Here is a 17,516-nt window from a genome sequence, read left to right as displayed (position 1 = left end):
CCCTATTGGAGAAGCAACCATCCGTACAGGATACTGCTCCGCGAGAATCACATTCTCATCCGGAGCGAACCACGAGAGAGGCGGTCCCGTGAGCCCTACCGACGACCTGGTGGAGATCGAACAACTCCTCGCCCGCTACGCGGTCGCCATGACCCGCGGGGACCTGGACAGGGTGCTCGGCGTGTTCACCCCGGACGGCAGCTACAGCGCGTTCGGCGACACGTATCCGCTGGACGAGTTCCCCGCGCTGATCGCCGCGGCGCCCAAGGGCCTGTTCCTCGTGGGCACGCCCGAGATCGCACTGGACGGTGACAGCGCCACCGGCACCCAGCCGCTGTGCTTCGTCGAGCACTCCCAGCACGCGATGCGCATCGGCTACTACAACGACACCTACGTACGGACCGCGCGGGGATGGCGGCTGCGCACCCGCGCCATGACCTTCATCCGGCGCAACGGCGACCACGATTCCGGCCGTCCGCACGCGTTCGAGCGCGCCCGCTCATGAACGTCGCCGACTTCAGGCGGGAGGTGAGGGAGTGGCTCGACGGCCATGATCTGAGCCCCGGTGACGACCACGGCCTCGACGCCCAGGTGGCCCAGCTCTCCCGGGTGCGCCGGGCGCTGTGGGAGGCGGGCTGGATGCGGTACGGCTGGCCCCGCGAGGTCGGCGGCGTGGGCGGACCCGGTGTCCTGCGTGCCGTGCTGGGCGAGGAGATCGCCTCGCGCGATCTGGCCGAACCCGGCATCTGGTCGATGGTCGAGGTACTCGTGCCCACGCTGCTCGGCTACGCGCCGGCGGCACTGGCCGCCGAGATGGTGCCCCGGCTGCTGAGCGGCCGGGAACACTGGTGCCAGGGCTTCTCCGAGCCGGGTTCGGGAAGCGACCTGGCCTCGCTGTCGACGCGGGCGGTGCGTGACGGGCGGGACTGGGTGGTCTCGGGCCAGAAGGTGTGGACCAGTCTCGCCCAGTACGCGGCCCGCTGTGTGCTGCTGGCCCGCACCGGCGGGCCGGGACACGACGGGATCAGCGCCTTCTTCGTCGACATGGACACCCCGGGCATCACCGTACGCCCCCTGCGCACGATGCACGGCGTCGACGAGTTCGCCGAGGTCTTCCTCGACGACGTCCGCGTCCCGGGCGACCGTCTGCTGGGCGCGCCGGGTGACGGGTGGCGGCTGGCCATGGAGCTGCTGCCGCACGAGCGGTCCACCTGCTTCTGGCACCGGATCGCCCATCTGCACAGCCGTCTCGACCGGCTGCTGGCCGACGGCTGCGAGCAGGACGCCGACGCCCTCGGCGCCGTCTGGCTCGATCTGCACACCGCGCGCTGCCGCTCGGCGCTCACCCAGCGGGCGCTGGCCGGGAACGGCCGGCTGGGACCGGAGACGTCCGTGGACAAGATACTTCTCGCCACCGCGGAACAGCGCCTCTACGACACCGCGCGCGACCTGCTGCCCGGGACCGTCGAGCTGACGGACCAGGGGACGTGGCGCACCGAGTACCTCTACTCGCGTGCGGCGACCATCTACGGCGGCACCGCGGAGATCCAGCGCAACATCGTCGCCCGCCGCCTGCTGGACCTCGGAAAGGAGTGAGGAACCGTGGACGCCGACGAGCGCGATCTGCTGGAGCAGACCCTGCGCAAGACGATGGCGGGCGCCTCGGGCGCCGCCCTGGACACCTCGCTCGCCTCTCTCGGCTGGCCCGAGATGCTGGCCGAGGAGCCCGCTGCGGCGGTCCCGCTGGTGTTCCGGCTGCTCGGGGAGACGGGAGCGCACGCGTCCGTCCTCAACGACGTCGTGCTCCAGGAGGCCGAAGGCCCGGTGGGACGGACGCTGCCCCTGCCCTACACAGGGGGCATCTGGGTGGAGTGGGTCCGGGACGGCGGCGCGGACGAGCGCCCGCTGGATCCCGCCCTGCCGCTCCGGCGCGTGGCGGCCGGCGGCTCCGTGCCCCTGGCCTGGGGACGGCGGGCACTCGGCTGGTGGCTGCTGGGCACCGGACGGGCCATGCTCGGGCTGGCCCGGCGGCACGTCCTGGACCGGCACCAGTTCGGCCGTCCGCTCGCCTCCTTCCAGGCTCTGCGGCACCGCCTGGCCGAGACGTACGTCGCCCTGGAGGGCGCCGAGGCCGCTCTGACGGCCGCCGAGGACGACACCGGCGCCCTTCTCGCCAAGGCCGCCGCGGGCCGGGCCGCCCTCACCGCCGCCCGCCACTGTCAGCAGGCGCTCGGCGGCATCGGCTTCACCGCCGAGCACGAGCTGCACCGGCACGTCGAACGCGCCCTCGTCCTCGACGGACTGCTCGGCTCCGCCCGCGACCTGACGCGCGAGGCGGGCGCGCTGCTCCTGCGCGAGGGCCGGGCGCCGCGCCTCGTCGACCTGTGAGGGAGACCACGTGACCACCGATCTCTGGCACGACCTGCTCGGCTGCCTCGACCTGACGACGGTGGACGAGCACACTTTCGAGGGGCGCTCACAGCGGCTGGAGTACCGCCGGCTGTTCGGCGGGCAGCTGCTGGCCCAGTTCGCCCGCGCGGCCTCCCGGTCCGTGACCGGCAAGGAACTCAAGTCCCTGCACGCCCAGTTCCCGCGGGAGGGCCGCGCCGGTGAACCCGTGCGCTACGAGACCGACGTGGTGCAGCAGGGCCGCACGTTCGCGACCGTGCGGCTCGTGGCGCGGCAGCAGCACGGGGTGATCGCGGTGGCGAACGCGAGCCTCCACGTGTGGGAGGAGGGACCGGAGCGTCAGACGGTCGACCCGCCCAGCGCCCTCCCCGGCCCCGAACGCCGGGTGGAACTCGATCTGCTGCCGTGGGAATCACGGGCCGGAACCGAACTGGACACCGCGCGGTCGCAGCCGCCCTCGCACGAGCTGTGGACCCGCGTACCCGAGGCACCTCGGACCGCGGCGCCCGCCCTGCTGTCGTACGCCACCGAGCTCACGCCGATCGGTACCGCGCTGCGGCCGGTGGCCGGGGTGGCCCAGGCGGACGCCGGCCGGGCGTTCACCTCGGCCGTCACCGCGCACACCGTCTGGTTCCACCGGCCGTTCGGCACCGGGCGGTGGCTGCTGGTGCGCCAGCACAGTCCGCTGGCCGCGCACGGACGGTGCTTCGGACGCGGGGACGTGCTGACCGAGGAGGGGGCGCTGGTCGCGTCCTTCGCGCAGGAGGCGTTGCTGCGGTTCGTCTGAACACGCCGAGGTGCCCGGCCCACAGGGGGACCGGGCACCTGAAGGCACGGGTCAGGGCGCGGGCACCTCCAGCACGAGTGCGGAGCCCATTCCGCCGCCGGCGCACATGGCGGCCACGCCCACTCCCCCGCCCCGGCGGCGCAGCTCGTGCACCAGGGTGACGATCATCCGGGTGCCGGTCGCCGCGACCGGGTGGCCGAGGGAGCAGCCGCTGCCGTTGACATTGACCGTGTCCGCATCGAGGTCCAGCCGGTGAACGGCGGCCACGGCCACCGACGCGAAGGCCTCGTTGATCTCGAAGAGGTCCACGTCGGACACGGTGAGGCCGGCCCGGCGCAGCGCCTTCGGGATGGCCAGGACGGGGGTCAGGCCGGTCTCGGCGGGGTCGACGGCGACCGACGCCCAGGACCGGACGACGGCCAGGGCGGGCAGCCCCAGGCCCTCGTCCGCCACGGCCACGGCGGCCGCCGCGTCGTTGGCTCCGCAGGCGTTGCCGGCGGTGATGGAGAATCCCTCGATCTCCGGGTGGAGCGGCTTGAGCGCGGCCAGGCGCTCCGCGCTCGTGTCGCGGCGCGGGTGCTCGTCGGCCTCGAAGGGACCGTAAGGGGTGTCGACGGGCACCGTCTCGTCCTTGAAGCGCCCTTCGTCGAGCGCCCGGACGGCGTTGCGGTGGGAGCGCAGCGCCCAGGCGTCCATCTCCTCGCGGGTGATCCCGGCCCGGACCGCGGTGTTCCAGCCCACCGTGATCGACATGTCGAGATTGGGCGCGTCGGCACGGTCCGGATGGGACGGCGGCACCCACGGGCCCTCGACGCCCCGGAAGGAGAGCCTGGGCGCGGTCGAGGCGGAGTTGACCCCGCCGGCGAGCACCAGCCGGTCCATGCCGGCCCGTACGGAGGCGGCGGCGGTCTGCACCGCCGACAGGCCGGCCGCGCAGTGCCGGTTGAGGGCCAGGCCCGGTACCCGGGGCAGTCCGGCGGTCAGCGCCGCGTGGCGGGCGACGACTCCGCCGCCGTAGTGGGACTCGGCGAGCACCACGTCGTCCACCAGAGCGGGGTCGAGACCCTCGGTGGTGGCCTTGACGATGCGGTCGGCCAGTTGGTGGGCGGTGGTGTCGCGCAGGCTCCCTTTGAAGGCGGTGCCGATGGGGGTGCGCAGGGCGGCGACGAGGACGGCTTCAGGCATGCGCGGACTCCTCCGGTCCGGTGGGGTCGGCGAGCTCGGCGACCAGGGTGCGGCGCAGCAGCTTGCCGGTGGCGGTGCGGGGCAGTTCGGAGCGGAAGACGACGGTGTCGGGGGTCTTGGACGAGCGCAGACGGCGTTTGGCGAAGGAGCGGATCTCCTCCGGGTCCCCGGTGCCGACGAGCACCGCGACCAGCCGCTGGCCCCACTCCGGGTCGGGCAGGCCGAGCACGGCGGCCTCCTCGACGTCCGGGTGCTGGAGGAGGACGTCCTCGATCTCGGCGGGCGCGATGTTCTCACCGCCCCGGATGATGGTGTCGTCCGCGCGGCCCTCGAGGAACAGGTAGCCGTCCGCGTCCAGCCGTCCGCGGTCGCGGGTGGCGAACCACCCTTCCCCGCCGCCGGAGTCGCCTCCGCCTTCGTACTCGCCGGAGATCTGGGCGCCGCGCACGAAGACGAGCCCGGTCTCTCCGGGTCCCAGCGGTGTGCCGTCCGCGCCGCGGATCTCGACCTCGACACCCGGCAGCGGGCGCCCCACCGAACCCAGTCGGGCACGCACCGCGGGTTCGTCGGAGGAGACCGCCCACCGGTGGTCGTCGGGGCCCAGCACGCAGACGGAGGAGGCGGTCTCCGTCAGACCGTAGGCGTTGACGAAGCCGGTGTCCGGGAACTGCCGCAGGGCGCGCTCCACCACCGGGCGGGGGCAGCGCGCGCCGCCGTAGGCGAGGTTCCGCAAGGTGGGGACGTCCGCCTTCGCGTCCCCCAGCTCGGCGGTCAGGCGCGCCAGCATGGTCGGTACGACCATGGCGTGGCTGACGCCCTCGCGCCGCACCGTCGCCAGCCAGTCGGCCGGCTGGAAGACAGCCTGGTAGACGACGCGGCGGCCGGAATACAGGTTCGTGAGCAGGTTCATCAGCCCGGCGACGTGGTACGGCGGGAGCGCCACCAGGCTGGCGTCACTCGGCTCCGCCGAACCGAAGTCCTGGGTGTTGAAGACGTAGGCCAGCAGATGGCGGTGGCGGAGCAAGGCCGCCTTGGGGGCGGCGGTGGTGCCGCTGGTGTAGAGAACGACCGCGACGGCTTCCTGGTCCTGCGGCGCGGGCAGCCACTCGGCCCGCCCAGGAGCGGCGAGCAGCGCTTCGAGGTCGGCCGGGTTCAGCACCTCGGCTCCGGGATGCCGGTCGATCAGCGCGCCCAGCTGCTCCTCGCCGAGGCGGTAGTTGAGGGGGACGAAGGGAACCCCGGCCAGCGCGGCACCGAACAGGGCGACCGGGTAGGCCAGATGGTTCGGCCCCAGGTAGAGGACGGCGGAGCGGCCGCGGAAGCGGCCCGCCGCATGGTGCGCGAGGCGCTGGAGATCGGCGGCTGAAAGCGTGCGGTCGCCTTCGGTGACGGCCGGCCGGTCTTCTCGCGAGGCGGCCATTTCCAGAATCACGGCTATGTTCATGAGAATGGCATTCTCCTACACTCAGATCCACACTCGCAAGGGAGGGGAATGCAATGCGCATCGACGGTTGTGCGGCCCTGGTGGTGGGCGGAGCGGGCGGGCTGGGCGAGGCCACGGTGCGGCGCCTGCGTGCGGCGGGCGCCGGCGTGGTGGTCGCCGACCTCGCCGACGACAAGGGCAAGGCCCTGGAGTCGGAGCTCGGGGTGCGCTACGTCCGGACCGACGCCACCGACGAGGACTCCGTCCGGGCCGCGGTCGACGCGGCCGAACGGGTGGGCACGTTCCGGATCGCGGTGGACTGCCACGGGGGGCCCGCCAGCGGCGGGCGGCTCATCGGCAAGGACGGCTCCCCCCTGGGGCTGGACGGCTTCCGCACGACCGTCGACGTCTATCTGACCGGAGTGTTCAACGTGTTGCGGCTGGCCGCCGCTGCCATCGGGCGCACTGCACCCCACGACGGGGACGGGGGGCGCGGGGTCATCGTCACCACGTCGTCCATCGCGGCGTACGAGGGGCAGGTCGGCCAGCTCCCGTACGCTGCGGCGAAGGGCGGTGTGTCGGCGATGACCCTGGTCGCCGCCCGCGACCTGTCACCGCTCGGCATCCGCGTGGTCACCGTCGCCCCGGGGACCGTCCTCACGCCCGCGTACGGCAGGAGCGGGGACCGGCTGGAGGCGTACTGGGGCCCTCAGGTCCCCCACCCGCGGCGGATGGGGCGCCCCGAGGAGTACGCGGCGCTGGTCCAGCATCTGTGCGAGAACGACTACCTGAACGGCGAAGTGGTGCGACTGGACGGCGGGTTGCGGTTCCCTCCCAAGTAGGTCAGCCGTAGTCGCCGTGTTCGCCGAGGCGCGGCGGCGCCCCGTACTCAGGTGTGTGGCCGCCGATGCGGAACGGGCTGCCGACCAGCCGGTGGCCGCCCGCCTCGACCACCGCCTCGGGCGCCTCGGCGAGGGCCTCGGGCAGGGTGCGGACGGCGGCCGCGGGGACGTGCAGCGGGCGGAGCCGGGCTTCCCAGCCCGCGGCCGTGTCGGCGGCCAGGGCCTTGGTCACGGCCGCGACGACCTCGGTGCGGTGGGCGGCGCGCTCCGCCATGGTGGCGTAGCCCTCGATGCCGGCCTCGGTGGCGAACGCGCGCCAGAACGTGTCGTGCGTGATGAACAGCGCCAGGTGGCCCTCGGCCGTCGGGAAGAGCTGCGCGGGGACGTAGTAGGCGTGGGCCCCGCCGAGGCGGCGCGGGGGTGTGCCGTCGTTCAGCCAGGCCGCCGCGTGGTAGTTGAGCTGGGAGAGCATCACGTCCCGCAGGGAGACGTCGACCTGCCCGCCCCGTCCGGAGACGACCTGCGCCAGCAGTCCGAGGGCGGCGGCGAGGCCGGCCGAGTTGTCGGCGGAGGAGTAGCCGGGCAGCTGGGGCGGTCCGGAGGGATCGCCGGTGAGGGCGGCGATGCCGGTGGCGGCCTGGACGACGTAGTCGAAGGCGGGTGCGTCGCCCGCGTCCATGCCCCAGCCGGTGAGGGCGACGCACACCAGCCGTTCGTTCCAGGGTTTCAGCGCCTCGTAGGTCAGGCCGTAGCGGTGGACGGCCGAGGGCTTGAGATTGACCAGGAGCGCGTCGGCGCCCCGGACGAGTTCGTGCAGCCGCGCCTGTCCCTCGGGCGTGGCCAGGTCCAGGCGGACGGAGCGTTTGCCCCGGTTGAGGCTGGCGAAATAGGCGTCCGAGACCTGGCGGGACAGGTCGCCGCCGGGCGGCTCGATCTTGGTGACCAGCGCTCCGAGGTCGGCCAGCAGCATCGTGGCGTAGGGACCGGCGAGGATGTGCCCGACCTCCAGGACGCGCAGCCCGGACAGCGGGCCCGGCTCGCTCACCGGAAGTCCGCGGCGATCGCCGCCACCGCGTCGCGGGTGCGGAGCTTGGAGGCGACCAGTTCCTCCCGCCCGCTGCCCAGTGGCAGCAGGCGCACGGAGAGGTCGGTCACGCCCGCGTCGGCGAACCGCTTGAACCGGGCCCGGATCGCCGCCTCGTCGCCGGCTGCGCACAGGTCGCCGACGTCGCGGGCGTCACCGTGCTCCAGCAGGCGCTGGTAGTTCGGCGACACCTCGGCCTCGCCGAGGATGCGGTTGGCGCGTTCCCTGGCCGCGTCCGCCTCACGCGGCGCGCACAGGCACACCGGGACGCCGGCGACGACGCGCGGAGCCGCCCGCCCCGCCTCCTGCGCGGCCTTGGTGATCGTCGGGACGACGTGGTCGGCCACCGCCCGCTCGTCCGCCAGCCACAGCACGGTCCCGTCGGTCAGCGCCCCCGCGATGCGCAGCATCACCGGGCCGAGCGCCGCCAGCAGCACCGGCAGCGGGGAGACGGGGCCGAGGGTGAGCGGGTTGTGGACGCGGAAGACGTCGTTCTCGACGTCGACCGCACCCGACCCGCTCACCGCCGCGTTCAGCACCTCCAGGTAGGCGCGGGTGTACGCGGCCGGCTTCTCGTACGGGATGCCGAGCATGTCGCGCACGATCCAGTGGTGGGAGGCGCCGACGCCCAGGGCGAGGCGTCCGCCGGCCGCCGCGTGCGCGGACAGCGCCTGGCGGGCCAGGGCGACGGGGTGCTGGGCGTGCACCGGGACCACCGCCGTGCCCAGTTCGACACGCGAGGTGGCCCGGCCCATCAGGGTCACGGCCGTCAGCGCGTCGAAGTCGGTGGGCACCTGCGGCACCCACACGGTGTCGAGCCCGGCCTCCTCCGCCCAGCGGGCGTCGTCGACCATGCGGTCCGCCTTGTGGGCGGCGTCGCCCCGTTCGGGGCCGCTCATCACTCCGACGCGCATGTCATTCCTCCGTGCGGGTGAGGGTCTCAGGCCCACTGGTCAGGGTGCGGATGTCGGTCACGATGGCGTCCAGTGCCGTGCCCGTGGGGAACACCGCGGCGGCCCCGGCCTCGAACAGCCGGTCCACGTCCCCGGCGGGGATGGTGCCGCCGACCACGACGGGGATGTCGCCCGCGCCGGCCGCCCGCAGCGCCTCCACCGTGCGGCGGGTCAGCGAGAGATGGGCACCGGACAGGATGGACAGACCCACCAGGGCGACGTCCTCCTGCACGGCGGTGACGACGATGTCGTCGACGCGGCGGCGGATGCCCGTGAACACGACCTCGAAGCCGGCGTCCCGCAGCCCCCGGGCGACGAGTTTCGCCCCGCGGTCGTGGCCGTCGAGGCCGGGCTTGGCGACGAGCACCCGTACCGGCGGGGCCATCAGAACACCACCGGCTGCCGGAACTCGCCCCACACCTCGCGCAGGGCGCCGGCCGTCTCGCCCACCGTGCAGTAGGCGTGGGCACAGGCGATCAACGGTTCCATCAGGTTGGTGTCTCCTTCGGCGGCGCGCTGGAGTTCGGCGAGCCGGGCGCGGACGTCGCCGGCGCCGCGCTCGGCCTTGACGCGCGCGAGCCGTTTCAGCTGCCGTTCCCGTCCCTCGGCGTCGAGTTCGTAGGTGGCGAGGTCGGGCGGGGGTTCCTCGGTGGTGAAGCGGTTGACGCCGACCACCGGCCGCTCCCCCGAGCCGACCTCCTGGTGCAGCCGCCACGCCTCGTCGGCGATGAGGGACTGCAGATAGCCGTCCTCGATGCAGCGCACCATGCCACCGTGCGCCTCGAGGTCGGCCATGATCTCCTCGATGCGTGCCTCGGTGGCGTCGGTGAGCGCTTCCACGAAGTACGAGCCGCCCAGCGGGTCGGCGACCCGGGTGACGCCCGTCTCGTGGGCGAGGATCTGCTGGGTGCGCAGGGCAAGGGTGGCCGACTCCTCGCTGGGCAGGGCGAACGGCTCGTCCCAGGCGGCGGTGAACATCGACTGCGTGCCGCCGAGGACGGAGGCGAGCGCCTCGTAGGCGACACGGACGGTGTTGTTGCGGGCCTGGGGCGCGTACAGCGAGGCTCCGCCGGCCACACAGCCGAAGCGGAACATGCAGGCCTTGTCGGTCCTGGCGCCGAACCGCTCCCGCACGATCGTGGCCCAGCGCCGGCGCCCGGCCCGGTACTTGGCGACCTCCTCGAAGAAGTCGCCGTGCGTGTAGAAGAAGAAGGAGATCTGCGGGGCGAACCGGTCGATGCTCATGCGTCCGCGGGCGAGGACCGTCTCGCAGTACGTCACGCCGTCGGCGAGGGTGAAGGCCATCTCCTGCGCGGCGTTGGCGCCCGCGTCCCGGAAGTGCGCCCCGGCGACCGAGATCGCGTTGAAGCGGGGCACCTCGTCGGCACAGAACTCGATGGTGTCCGCGATCAGGCGCAGGGACGGTTCGGGCGGCCAGATCCAGGTGCCGCGGGAGGCGTACTCCTTGAGGACGTCGTTCTGGATGGTGCCGGTCAGTTTCGCGCGCGGGATGCCGCGTCTCTCGGCGGCGGCGACGTAGAAGGCGAGCAGGACGGCGGCGGTGCCGTTGACGGTGAAGCTGGTGCTGATGCGATCCAGCGGGATGGAGTCGAAGAGGATCTCGGCGTCGGCGAGGGTGTCGAGGGCGACGCCGACCCGTCCGACCTCGTCGGTGTACTCCGGGTCGTCGGAGTCGTACCCGCACTGCGTGGGCAGGTCGAGCGCGACCGACAGGCCGGTGCCTCCCTGGTCCAGGAGGTAGCAGTAGCGGCGGTTGGACTCCTCGGCGGTGCCGAAGCCGGAGTACTGGCGCAGCGTCCAGGTCCGGCCCCGGTAGCCCGTGGGGTAGTTGCCGCGGGTGAAGGGGAAGACTCCCGGGGGCGGAGGGTCGGTGGGCCGGTCCTCAGGTCCGTAGAGCGGCTTCAGGGGGATGCCGGAGGCGGTGCGGGCGTCGTCGGTCATGACGGGGCGTCGTCCTTGTGTGAGGTGTGGCGGGCCCGGGATGTCCCGAGGTCAGCGCAGTTGGTCCTTCAGCACCTTGCCGGTGGCCGTCAGCGGCAGCGAGGTACGGAACTCGACGTGACGGGGCACCTTGAAGCCGGCCATGCGTTCCTTGGCCCACGCGATCAGCTCGCCCTCCGTCACCTCTCCGCGCCGCACCACGAACGCCTTGCCGACCTGCCCCATGCGGGCGTCGGGCACGCCGACGACGGCGACCTGGGCGACGGCGGGATGCTGGAGCAGGAAACCCTCGATCTCGGCCGGGTAGGCGTTGAAGCCGCCGACGATGAACATGTCCTTCTTGCGGCCGACGATCCTGAGCCGGCCCTGCGCGTCCAGTTGCCCCAGGTCGCCGGTGTGCAGCCAGCCGTCCGCGTCGACGGCCTCGGCGGTGGCCCCGGGGTCGTCGAGGTAGCCGCGCATCACGGAGTAGCCGCGCACCAGTACCTCCTGGTCGTCGGCGATGCGCACCTCGAAGCCCTGGCAGGGTCTGCCCACGGTCGTCGCCACGGCCTCGTAGGGGTCGCCGGGCCGGGAGGCGGTGACGGTGCCGGCCTCGGTGAGGCCGTACCCGGTCATCAGGTGGGTGAAGGGCAGTTCCGTGGTGATCCGACGCACCAGCTCCACGGGGATGTCGGCGGCCCCGGTCACCGCCACGCGCAGCGAGGACAGGTCCCGTTCGCCGTCCGCCTCCAGCAGGGAGTGGTAGAGGGTCGGCGGGCCGGGCAGGACGGTCACCCGTTCCTTCTCCACCAGCTCCAGGACGCGGTCGATGTCGAAGACGGCGAGCGGGAGCGCGGTGGCGCCCCGGATCAGGGAGGCGATCAGGCCGGCCTTGTAGCCGAAGATGTGGAAGAAGGGATTGACCATCAGGTACCGGTCGCCCTGCCGGAGCTGTGCGAGGTCGCACCACTCCGCGTACAGCCTGAGGGTCTGCCCGTGGGTGGTCATCACGCCCTTGGGGCGGCCCGTCGTCCCGGAGGTGAAGACGATGTCGGCCAGGTCCTCCTCGCCGACCTCCCGCTCCAGCGGCGGCCCGGAGGCGAGGAAGCCGTCCTTCTTCAGATCGATGACCGGCACGCCGGGCGGGCCGGCGAACTCCCGGCCCAGGAAGCCGTTGTGGACCAGCAGCGCCTTGGCACGGCTGCGTACGACGATGTCGTGGGCCTCCTGATCGAGGAACCGGGTGTTCACCGGGACCAGCACCCCGCCCGCGGTGAGCAGTCCGAAGGCCGCGACGATCCACTCGGCCGAGTTGGGCGCCCACAGCGCGACCCGGTCCCCCGGTCCGACGCCCGCCGCGGCGAACGCCCCCGCGGTGCGCCGGACGCGGTCGGCCAGTTCGGTGAAGGTCCAGCGCAGCTCCCCGTCGACCACGGCCTCGGCGTCCCCGAAGCGCTCGGCCGCGCTCCGGACCAGTTCGGGGATGCTGCGCCAGCGCGCCGTCGCCGGTGTCATGCGTCGATCAGCCGGGCCAGGTTGCCGCCCATCACCTTGGCCTTGTCCTGGTCGCTGAGCCCGGTGAGGTGGTCGACGTAGGTGACCGGATCGGCGAGGCCCTCGGGGTGGGGGTAGTCGGAGCCGAACAGGACGCGTTCGATGCCGATGAGGTCGCCCAGCCGTGCCATGTCCTCTTCCCAGAAGGGGCTGATGTGGATGTTGCGCTTGAAGACCTGGACCGGGTCCTCCTGGAACTCGTGCGGCATCTTCTTGTGCACGTCGGCCAGCCGGCCGAGCACCGGCTCCACCCATGAGGCGCCGTTCTCGATGACCGCGATCTTCAGCTCGGGGAAGCGGGAGAGCGCCCCGTGGCAGATCAGCGAGGTGACCGCGTCCTCGATGGGGCGCCACTCGTGGACCTGGCGGAAGGCGTTGGGCTTGAACGGCAGGAACTCGCGCCGGTTGCCCTCCCAGTCGTTGGCGTAGTTCGCGTAGCCCGAGTCGGAGGAGTGCAGGGCGACCAGGACGCCGGTCTCGACGACCCGCTTCCAGAACGGGTCGAACTCCGGCAGCGCGAAGGACCGGGTGCCGCCGAAGCCGGGCACGGGCGCGGGCCGCACGAGGATGGCCCGCGCACCGCGCTCCACCACCCAGTTCAGCTCGTCGATCGCCTTCCCGACGATCGGGAGGGTGATGACGGGGACGGTGAAGATGCGGTCCTTGTAAGCGAAGCCCCAGGTCTCGTGCAGCCACTGGTTGAGGGAGTGGATGACGACGTGGATCAGCTCCGGGTCGTCCTTCATGCGCTCCTCGATGAGGCTCGCCAGCGTCGGGAACATCAGGCTGCGCTGGACGCCGAGTTCGTCCATCAGCTCCAGACGCGGGGCCGGTTCGCGGAAGGCGGGGATCGAGCGCATCGGCTCGCCGAAGATCTCCCGGCGGGTCTTGCCGTCGGGGTTGCCGACCTTGAAGTACTCCTCCATGGCGCCGGGGCGGGCCACCACGTCGAAGGTGGGGTTCGGGATGTACTCGCTGATCTGCCCGCGTATCGCGATCTTGGTACGGCCGCGGACGTTCACGTACTCGATGGCCCCGTCGTACTCCTTCGGGAGGTATTTGGTCAGCGCCTCCTGGGTCTCGTAGAGGTGGTTGTCCGCGTCGAAGAGCGGAAACGGGAGTTCGCGTGACGGCATGAGATCCTCCTTCACTTATTGAGAGAATCCTATTCTCACCGCACGGGAGTGGCAATGCGGCTGCGGAGGGCGAACTTCTTCACCTTGCCGCTGGGAGTGCGCGGGAAGTCGTCCACGGCATGGATCCGCTCGGGCCACTTCTGCCGCGCCAGGCCGGCCCGTTCCAGATGCAGCCGCAGCTCGGCCAGGCCGGGGGCCTGCCATCCGTCCCGCATGCGCAGGACGGCGGCGGCGCGCTCGCCGAGCCGCGGATCCGGTACGCCGACCACCGCGGCCTCCGCCACCCCGGGCAGCCCGAGCAGGATCTCCTCGACCTCCAGGGCGCTGATGTTCTCCCCGCCGCGGATGATGACGTCCGCCTTGCGGTCGGTGACGGTCAGCCAGCCGTCGGCGTCGACGGTGCCGATGTCGCCGGTGCGGTACCAGCCGTCCGCGTCGAAGGCGGCCCGCGTCAGTTCGGGATCGGTGTAGCCGAGGCACAGGTCCGGGCCGCGGGTGAGAATCTCACCGTCCTCGGCGAGGCGTACCTCGACGCCGGGCAGCGGAAGCCCGTCGGTGTGCATCCGTTTGGCGGCGGGGCCGTCGTACGGCGTGCAGGTGACGGAGGGATGCTCGGTGGAGCCGTAGGCACGGAAGACGCTGATGCCGAGGGACTCCAGCCGGGTCGTCACCGTCGACGGGACGGCCGCGCCGCCCAGGCCCGCGTACTTCAGGCGGGCGATGTGCTCCGGGGTGCACTCGGGGTGGTCCAGCAGGCTCGTCATGTAGTACGCCGCCCCGCCGCCGACGGTCAGCCCCTGGCCACGCATCAGCGCGAGCGCCTGGGCGGGGTTCCAGGTGTCCCCCAGGTGGACGGGGGAACCGTCGAGGACGGGGATCAGGAAGGCGTTCACCATGCCGATGAAGTGGCCGACCGGAGCGACGGTGAACTGCCTCCCGCGGTCCGGCGGGTAGGACGCGGCGAGCTGGCGCGTCTCGTAGCCGAGGGTCCGATGGCTGTGGACGACGCCCTTCGGATCGCGGGTGGTGCCGGAGGTGAAGGCGATCAGCGCGGGCGAGCCCGCACTCACCGGGATCACGCCCCGCATCGGCTCGTCGGCGAGCAGTTCGCCGAAGTCGCGGCCCACCACACCGACGACCGGCACCTGCTCGCACAGGTCGGGGCGGAACTCCTGCCGGCCGAAGCGCTCCGCCGCGAAGAACGCCTTGGGGCGGGTGGCCCCGATGATGTACGCCACCTCCTTCGGCCCGTAGAAGTGCACCACGGGGACGGCCACGGCACCCAGGAAGGCCGAGGCCCAGAACACGGCCGCGGCCTCCATCCAGTTGGGGAGCTGCATCACCACGACGTCGCCCGGTCCGACCCCGCGCTCGCGCAGCCCCGCGGCCAGGCGGCGGGCGACCCGCTCCACATCGGCGAACGTCCCGGCCCACGGCCGGACGTCCGAGTGCACGCGGAACGGCACGTCCCCCGCCCCGGACAGTCCGCGCTCCAGCAGGTCTCCGAGCGTCTCGTCGGTCCACCAGCCCGACTCCTCGTAGCGGGCGGCCAGTTCGGCCGGGACGGTCCGCAGTGCGGCGGAGGGAAACGTCGGCATTCCTCAAACACCTCTCTCAGACGAGATGAGCGTTACGAGAATTGCACTCTCCCATGATGAGAAGGTAAGTTCCATACATGGCACGCGACCACGGTTTCCATCCGGTGCGGATCACCCGGATCACCGACGAGGCGCCGGATGTCCGCACCTTCACCCTCGACGCGCCCTTCCCCTACCGCGCGGGGCAGTTCCTGACCTTCCAGGCCTGCGGAGTACTGCGCAGTTACTCGATGTCGAGTTCTCCCGACACCGACGACGAGGTGTGCGTGACCGTCAAGCGCGTGCCCGGCGGGCTGGTCTCCGCGTGGATGCACCAGGACCTGAAGACGGGTGACACCCTGCTCGTGACCCGGCCCGCCGGCACCTTCTGCCTGCGCGAGGAGTCGGCCGGCCGGCCGCTCGTCGCGTTCGCGGGCGGCAGCGGCATCACGCCGGTGTTCTCCCTGGTCAAGAGCGCGCTGGCCACCACATCCCGGCCGGTACGGCTGTTGTCGGCCCATCAGAGCCGGCAGACCGCCATCTTCACCGCCGCCTTCGACGCGCTCGCCGTCCGGCACGCCGGGCGGTTCGAGGTACGGCACCATCTCGACGACCGGGACGGGCTGGTCACGCAGGACGAGATCCGTGCCGTGGCCGGTGAGCCGTGCGACGAGACCGACTTCTACGTGTGCGGGCCGGCGCCGTTCATGGAGCTGGTGGAGCGGACGCTGGCCGGGGCGGGGGTGCGGCCCGAGCGGATCATCGTCGAGCGTTTCACGCCCGCGCCCGCGCCGACGGCCGCACCGGCGCCGGCCGGCGCACCCGTGCGCGAGACGGCCGCGACCGTCACGGTTAGCCTGCGCGGGCAGCGCAACACCGTCCCGCAGCGGCCGGGCGAGAACCTCCTGCAGACCGCCCGCCGGGCGGGGTTCACCCCGCCGTTCTCCTGTGAGTCCGGGGACTGTGCCACGTGTATGGCACGGCTGACGACGGGCGAGGCCAAGATGCGGGTGAACAACGCCCTCGACGCCGACGAGGTGGCCGAGGGGTGGGTGCTCACCTGTCAGGCCGAGCCCGCCTCCCCCGAGGTGACCGTGGTGTACGAGGACTGAACCGACCCTCCCGACGTCCGGAAGGCCGCGCATGGTTGAGCTGGAGCTTCAGGACGGCCTGGCCGTCGTCACGATCGACCGGCCGCGGGCCCGCAACGCCCTCGACCTGAACACCATGGGCGAGCTGGAGAAGGTGCTGGACGCGGCGGAAGGGGCGTCGGCGCTCGTGATCACGGGGTCCGGCGACCGGGCCTTCGTGTCCGGCGGCGATCTCAAGGAGCTGTCCCGGCTGCGCACGGAGGCGGAGGCGTCGCGGATGGCGCTGCGGATGCGGGCGCTGTGCGACCGGATCTCCGCCTTTCCCGGACCGGTGGTGGCCGCGCTCAACGGTCACGCGCTCGGCGGCGGGGCGGAGGTGGCGGTCGCCGCGGACATCCGGATCGCGGCGGACGACGTCCGTATCGGCTTCAACCAGACCACGCTGGCGATCGTGCCCGCCTGGGGCGGGGCCGAGCGCCTGGCCCGGCTGGTGGGGCCGGGGCGGGCCCTGTTGCTGGCGGGCACCGGACGCGTGCTGGACTGCGTCGAGGCGGAGCGTGCGGGGCTGGTCGACCTGGTGCTGCCGCGGGCGGAGTTCGACCTGGGCTGGCGGGAGGTGGCGCGTTCCCTCGCCACCCGCCAGGCACGCGAGATCAAGCATCTGACCACGGGCACCCGCTCGCCGCGGGAGGCCGCCGCGGCCTTCGCCCGGCTGTGGGTGTCGGAGGAACACTGGGAAGCGGCGGAGAAGGTGATGTCCCGTGGCAAGTGAAGTCCGCGTGGTCGATGGTCCGTTCGGGCCGGAGGTCCAGCCGGAGGGCGGCACCGTCGGCCGGACGGTGCTGTACGTGCACGGTGATCCCCGGCTGGCGGGCACCCCGCAGGACGCGCTGCCGACCGCCCGGGAGCTGACCCGGCTCACCGGCCGGGCGGTCCTGTGCCCGCGGTACCGCCCGCACTTCCCCCAGGCGCTGGAGGACGTGCACGCCGCCTGGGAGTACTGCCACGACCGCGGACCGGTGGCGGTGGCCGGCAAGCGGCTCGGCGGCGCGCTGGCGGCCGGCCTGCTGCTGCGCCTGCGGGACGCGGGAGCCGTGCTGCCCACCTGCGCGGTGCTGACGTCCCCGCTGCTGGACTTCACCCTGGACGCGCCGAGCCTGCTCCTCAACGCGGCCGCCGACCGCACGGTGGACGCCGAGACGCTCCCCGCACGGGCGGCGGCCTACGCGGGGACCACACCGCGCGACCATCCGCTGCTCAGCCCGCTCCACGGCAATCTGCACGGTCTGCCTCCGGTGCAGCTCCACGCGGCGGGCACCGAGGTTCTGCTGGACGACACCCTGGCCTTCGCGACCCGGGCCGCGCGCTCCGGGGTCGCCGTGGACCTGCGTGTCTACGAGGACCTGTCGGCGCAGGGGCTGCGGCAGTTGGGCGCCATGGCGGCGTTCCTGAATGCCTGGCACAGGTCGGCGTCGTTCAGTTCGGACGTCTGAGACGGCGACGACGGCCGGCGGGGGTCCGTACGCCCCCG

The 17,516-nt window shown here is 72.6% G+C and carries 17 protein-coding genes; 8 read left to right on the top strand and 9 right to left on the bottom strand.

What is annotated here, in order from left to right; translation table 11 throughout:
• The first annotated feature begins 88 nt into the window (after positions 1 to 88).
• From ABZ340_RS18050 to ABZ340_RS18035, 4 genes are read left to right on the top strand one after another with little or no spacing between them, the layout of a single operon-like run.
• Positions 89 to 505: a nuclear transport factor 2 family protein gene (locus tag ABZ340_RS18050; RefSeq protein WP_358782744.1), complete on the top strand. Its 417-nt coding sequence runs from the start codon at positions 89 to 91 to the stop codon at positions 503 to 505.
• Positions 502 to 1,596 carry an acyl-CoA dehydrogenase family protein gene (locus tag ABZ340_RS18045; RefSeq protein ID WP_358782743.1) on the top strand — a complete coding sequence of 365 codons (1,095 nt, stop codon included), beginning with the start codon at positions 502 to 504 and terminating at the stop codon, positions 1,594 to 1,596. Before ABZ340_RS18050 ends, ABZ340_RS18045 begins: the two co-directional genes overlap by 4 nt.
• Positions 1,597 to 1,602: 6 nt before the next feature.
• Positions 1,603 to 2,388, top strand: a complete 786-nt coding sequence (locus tag ABZ340_RS18040; protein ID WP_358782742.1) for an acyl-CoA dehydrogenase family protein — start codon at positions 1,603 to 1,605, stop codon at positions 2,386 to 2,388.
• 10 nt (positions 2,389 to 2,398) lie between these two features.
• On the top strand, positions 2,399 to 3,196 hold the full coding sequence (locus ABZ340_RS18035) for an acyl-CoA thioesterase domain-containing protein (RefSeq protein ID WP_358782741.1): 798 nt from the start codon (positions 2,399 to 2,401) through the stop codon (positions 3,194 to 3,196).
• Between the two features lie 51 nt (positions 3,197 to 3,247).
• Here the strand turns inward: ABZ340_RS18035 and ABZ340_RS18030 are convergent, their stop codons facing one another.
• The gene (locus tag ABZ340_RS18030) at positions 3,248 to 4,381 is read right to left on the bottom strand and encodes a thiolase family protein (protein ID WP_358782740.1); all 1,134 of its coding nucleotides are present in this window, start codon (positions 4,379 to 4,381) and stop codon (positions 3,248 to 3,250) included.
• A complete protein-coding gene (locus ABZ340_RS18025) occupies positions 4,374 to 5,825 on the bottom strand; it encodes an AMP-binding protein (protein WP_358782739.1) in 1,452 nt (483 codons plus the stop codon). The genes ABZ340_RS18030 and ABZ340_RS18025 overlap by 8 nt, the downstream gene beginning before the upstream one ends.
• 53 nt (positions 5,826 to 5,878) lie before the next feature.
• Here ABZ340_RS18025 and ABZ340_RS18020 point away from each other — a divergent pair, with 53 nt between their 5' ends.
• Complete coding sequence (locus tag ABZ340_RS18020; protein WP_358782738.1) at positions 5,879 to 6,646, top strand: SDR family oxidoreductase; 768 nt, start codon at positions 5,879 to 5,881, stop codon at positions 6,644 to 6,646.
• 1 nt (position 6,647) lies between these two features.
• On the opposite strand, the gene ABZ340_RS18015 is transcribed toward ABZ340_RS18020, so the two are convergent.
• From ABZ340_RS18015 to ABZ340_RS17985, 7 genes are read right to left on the bottom strand one after another with little or no spacing between them, the layout of a single operon-like run.
• On the bottom strand, positions 6,648 to 7,691 hold the full coding sequence (locus ABZ340_RS18015; protein WP_358782737.1) for a CoA transferase: 1,044 nt from the start codon (positions 7,689 to 7,691) through the stop codon (positions 6,648 to 6,650).
• Entirely contained in the window at positions 7,688 to 8,644 is a 957-nt protein-coding gene (locus ABZ340_RS18010; RefSeq protein ID WP_358782736.1) for a TIGR03564 family F420-dependent LLM class oxidoreductase, read from the bottom strand. The genes ABZ340_RS18015 and ABZ340_RS18010 overlap by 4 nt, the downstream gene beginning before the upstream one ends.
• A 1-nt stretch (position 8,645) precedes the next feature.
• Positions 8,646 to 9,068: a cobalamin B12-binding domain-containing protein gene (locus tag ABZ340_RS18005; protein WP_358782735.1), complete on the bottom strand. Its 423-nt coding sequence runs from the start codon at positions 9,066 to 9,068 to the stop codon at positions 8,646 to 8,648.
• On the bottom strand, positions 9,068 to 10,645 hold the full coding sequence (locus tag ABZ340_RS18000) for a methylmalonyl-CoA mutase family protein (protein ID WP_358782734.1): 1,578 nt from the start codon (positions 10,643 to 10,645) through the stop codon (positions 9,068 to 9,070). The genes ABZ340_RS18005 and ABZ340_RS18000 overlap by 1 nt, the downstream gene beginning before the upstream one ends.
• 51 nt (positions 10,646 to 10,696) lie before the next feature.
• Positions 10,697 to 12,142, bottom strand: coding sequence for a FadD3 family acyl-CoA ligase (locus tag ABZ340_RS17995; RefSeq protein ID WP_358782733.1), 1,446 nt, complete (start codon positions 12,140 to 12,142; stop codon positions 10,697 to 10,699).
• On the bottom strand, positions 12,139 to 13,317 hold the full coding sequence (locus tag ABZ340_RS17990) for an amidohydrolase family protein (RefSeq protein ID WP_358782732.1): 1,179 nt from the start codon (positions 13,315 to 13,317) through the stop codon (positions 12,139 to 12,141). Before ABZ340_RS17990 ends, ABZ340_RS17995 begins: the two co-directional genes overlap by 4 nt.
• 35 nt (positions 13,318 to 13,352) lie before the next feature.
• Positions 13,353 to 14,915 (bottom strand): AMP-binding protein, encoded by a 1,563-nt coding sequence (locus ABZ340_RS17985; RefSeq protein ID WP_358782731.1) that lies wholly within the window; start codon positions 14,913 to 14,915, stop codon positions 13,353 to 13,355.
• A 77-nt stretch (positions 14,916 to 14,992) separates the two neighbouring features.
• Here ABZ340_RS17985 and ABZ340_RS17980 point away from each other — a divergent pair, with 77 nt between their 5' ends.
• From ABZ340_RS17980 to ABZ340_RS17970, 3 genes are read left to right on the top strand one after another with little or no spacing between them, the layout of a single operon-like run.
• Positions 14,993 to 16,006 carry a ferredoxin--NADP reductase gene (locus tag ABZ340_RS17980; RefSeq protein WP_358782730.1) on the top strand — a complete coding sequence of 338 codons (1,014 nt, stop codon included), beginning with the start codon at positions 14,993 to 14,995 and terminating at the stop codon, positions 16,004 to 16,006.
• Positions 16,007 to 16,037: 31 nt separating this feature from the next.
• Positions 16,038 to 16,757 (top strand): enoyl-CoA hydratase/isomerase family protein, encoded by a 720-nt coding sequence (locus ABZ340_RS17975; protein WP_358782729.1) that lies wholly within the window; start codon positions 16,038 to 16,040, stop codon positions 16,755 to 16,757.
• Positions 16,747 to 17,478, top strand: a complete 732-nt coding sequence (locus tag ABZ340_RS17970) for an alpha/beta hydrolase fold domain-containing protein (RefSeq protein WP_358782728.1) — start codon at positions 16,747 to 16,749, stop codon at positions 17,476 to 17,478. Before ABZ340_RS17975 ends, ABZ340_RS17970 begins: the two co-directional genes overlap by 11 nt.
• Positions 17,479 to 17,516: the final 38 nt, after the last annotated feature.

It is taken from the genome of Streptomyces sp. NPDC006134, from assembly GCF_040628835.1.
Lineage (GTDB): Bacteria > Actinomycetota > Actinomycetes > Streptomycetales > Streptomycetaceae > Streptomyces.
The sequence above is the reverse complement of the archived record's forward strand: the minus strand, read 5'-3'. Positions and strand labels throughout refer to the sequence as shown.

Excerpts from the sequence above, each read along its gene's own strand:
- ABZ340_RS18030 (WP_358782740.1), bottom strand. The coding sequence starts at position 4,381 with ATGCCTGAAGCCGTCCTCGTCGCCGCCCTGCGCACCCCCATCGGCACC.
- ABZ340_RS17990 (WP_358782732.1), bottom strand. The coding sequence starts at position 13,317 with ATGCCGTCACGCGAACTCCCGTTTCCGCTCTTCGACGCGGACAACCAC.
- ABZ340_RS18020 (WP_358782738.1), top strand. The coding sequence starts at position 5,879 with ATGCGCATCGACGGTTGTGCGGCCCTGGTGGTGGGCGGAGCGGGCGGG.
- ABZ340_RS18000 (WP_358782734.1), bottom strand. The coding sequence starts at position 10,645 with ATGACCGACGACGCCCGCACCGCCTCCGGCATCCCCCTGAAGCCGCTC.
- ABZ340_RS17985 (WP_358782731.1), bottom strand. The coding sequence starts at position 14,915 with ATGCCGACGTTTCCCTCCGCCGCACTGCGGACCGTCCCGGCCGAACTG.
- ABZ340_RS18025 (WP_358782739.1), bottom strand. The coding sequence starts at position 5,825 with ATGAACATAGCCGTGATTCTGGAAATGGCCGCCTCGCGAGAAGACCGG.
- ABZ340_RS18010 (WP_358782736.1), bottom strand. The coding sequence starts at position 8,644 with ATGCGCGTCGGAGTGATGAGCGGCCCCGAACGGGGCGACGCCGCCCAC.
- ABZ340_RS18005 (WP_358782735.1), bottom strand. The coding sequence starts at position 9,068 with ATGGCCCCGCCGGTACGGGTGCTCGTCGCCAAGCCCGGCCTCGACGGC.
- ABZ340_RS17980 (WP_358782730.1), top strand. The coding sequence starts at position 14,993 with ATGGCACGCGACCACGGTTTCCATCCGGTGCGGATCACCCGGATCACC.
- ABZ340_RS17995 (WP_358782733.1), bottom strand. The coding sequence starts at position 12,142 with ATGACACCGGCGACGGCGCGCTGGCGCAGCATCCCCGAACTGGTCCGG.
- ABZ340_RS18045 (WP_358782743.1), top strand. The coding sequence starts at position 502 with ATGAACGTCGCCGACTTCAGGCGGGAGGTGAGGGAGTGGCTCGACGGC.
- ABZ340_RS17975 (WP_358782729.1), top strand. The coding sequence starts at position 16,038 with ATGGTTGAGCTGGAGCTTCAGGACGGCCTGGCCGTCGTCACGATCGAC.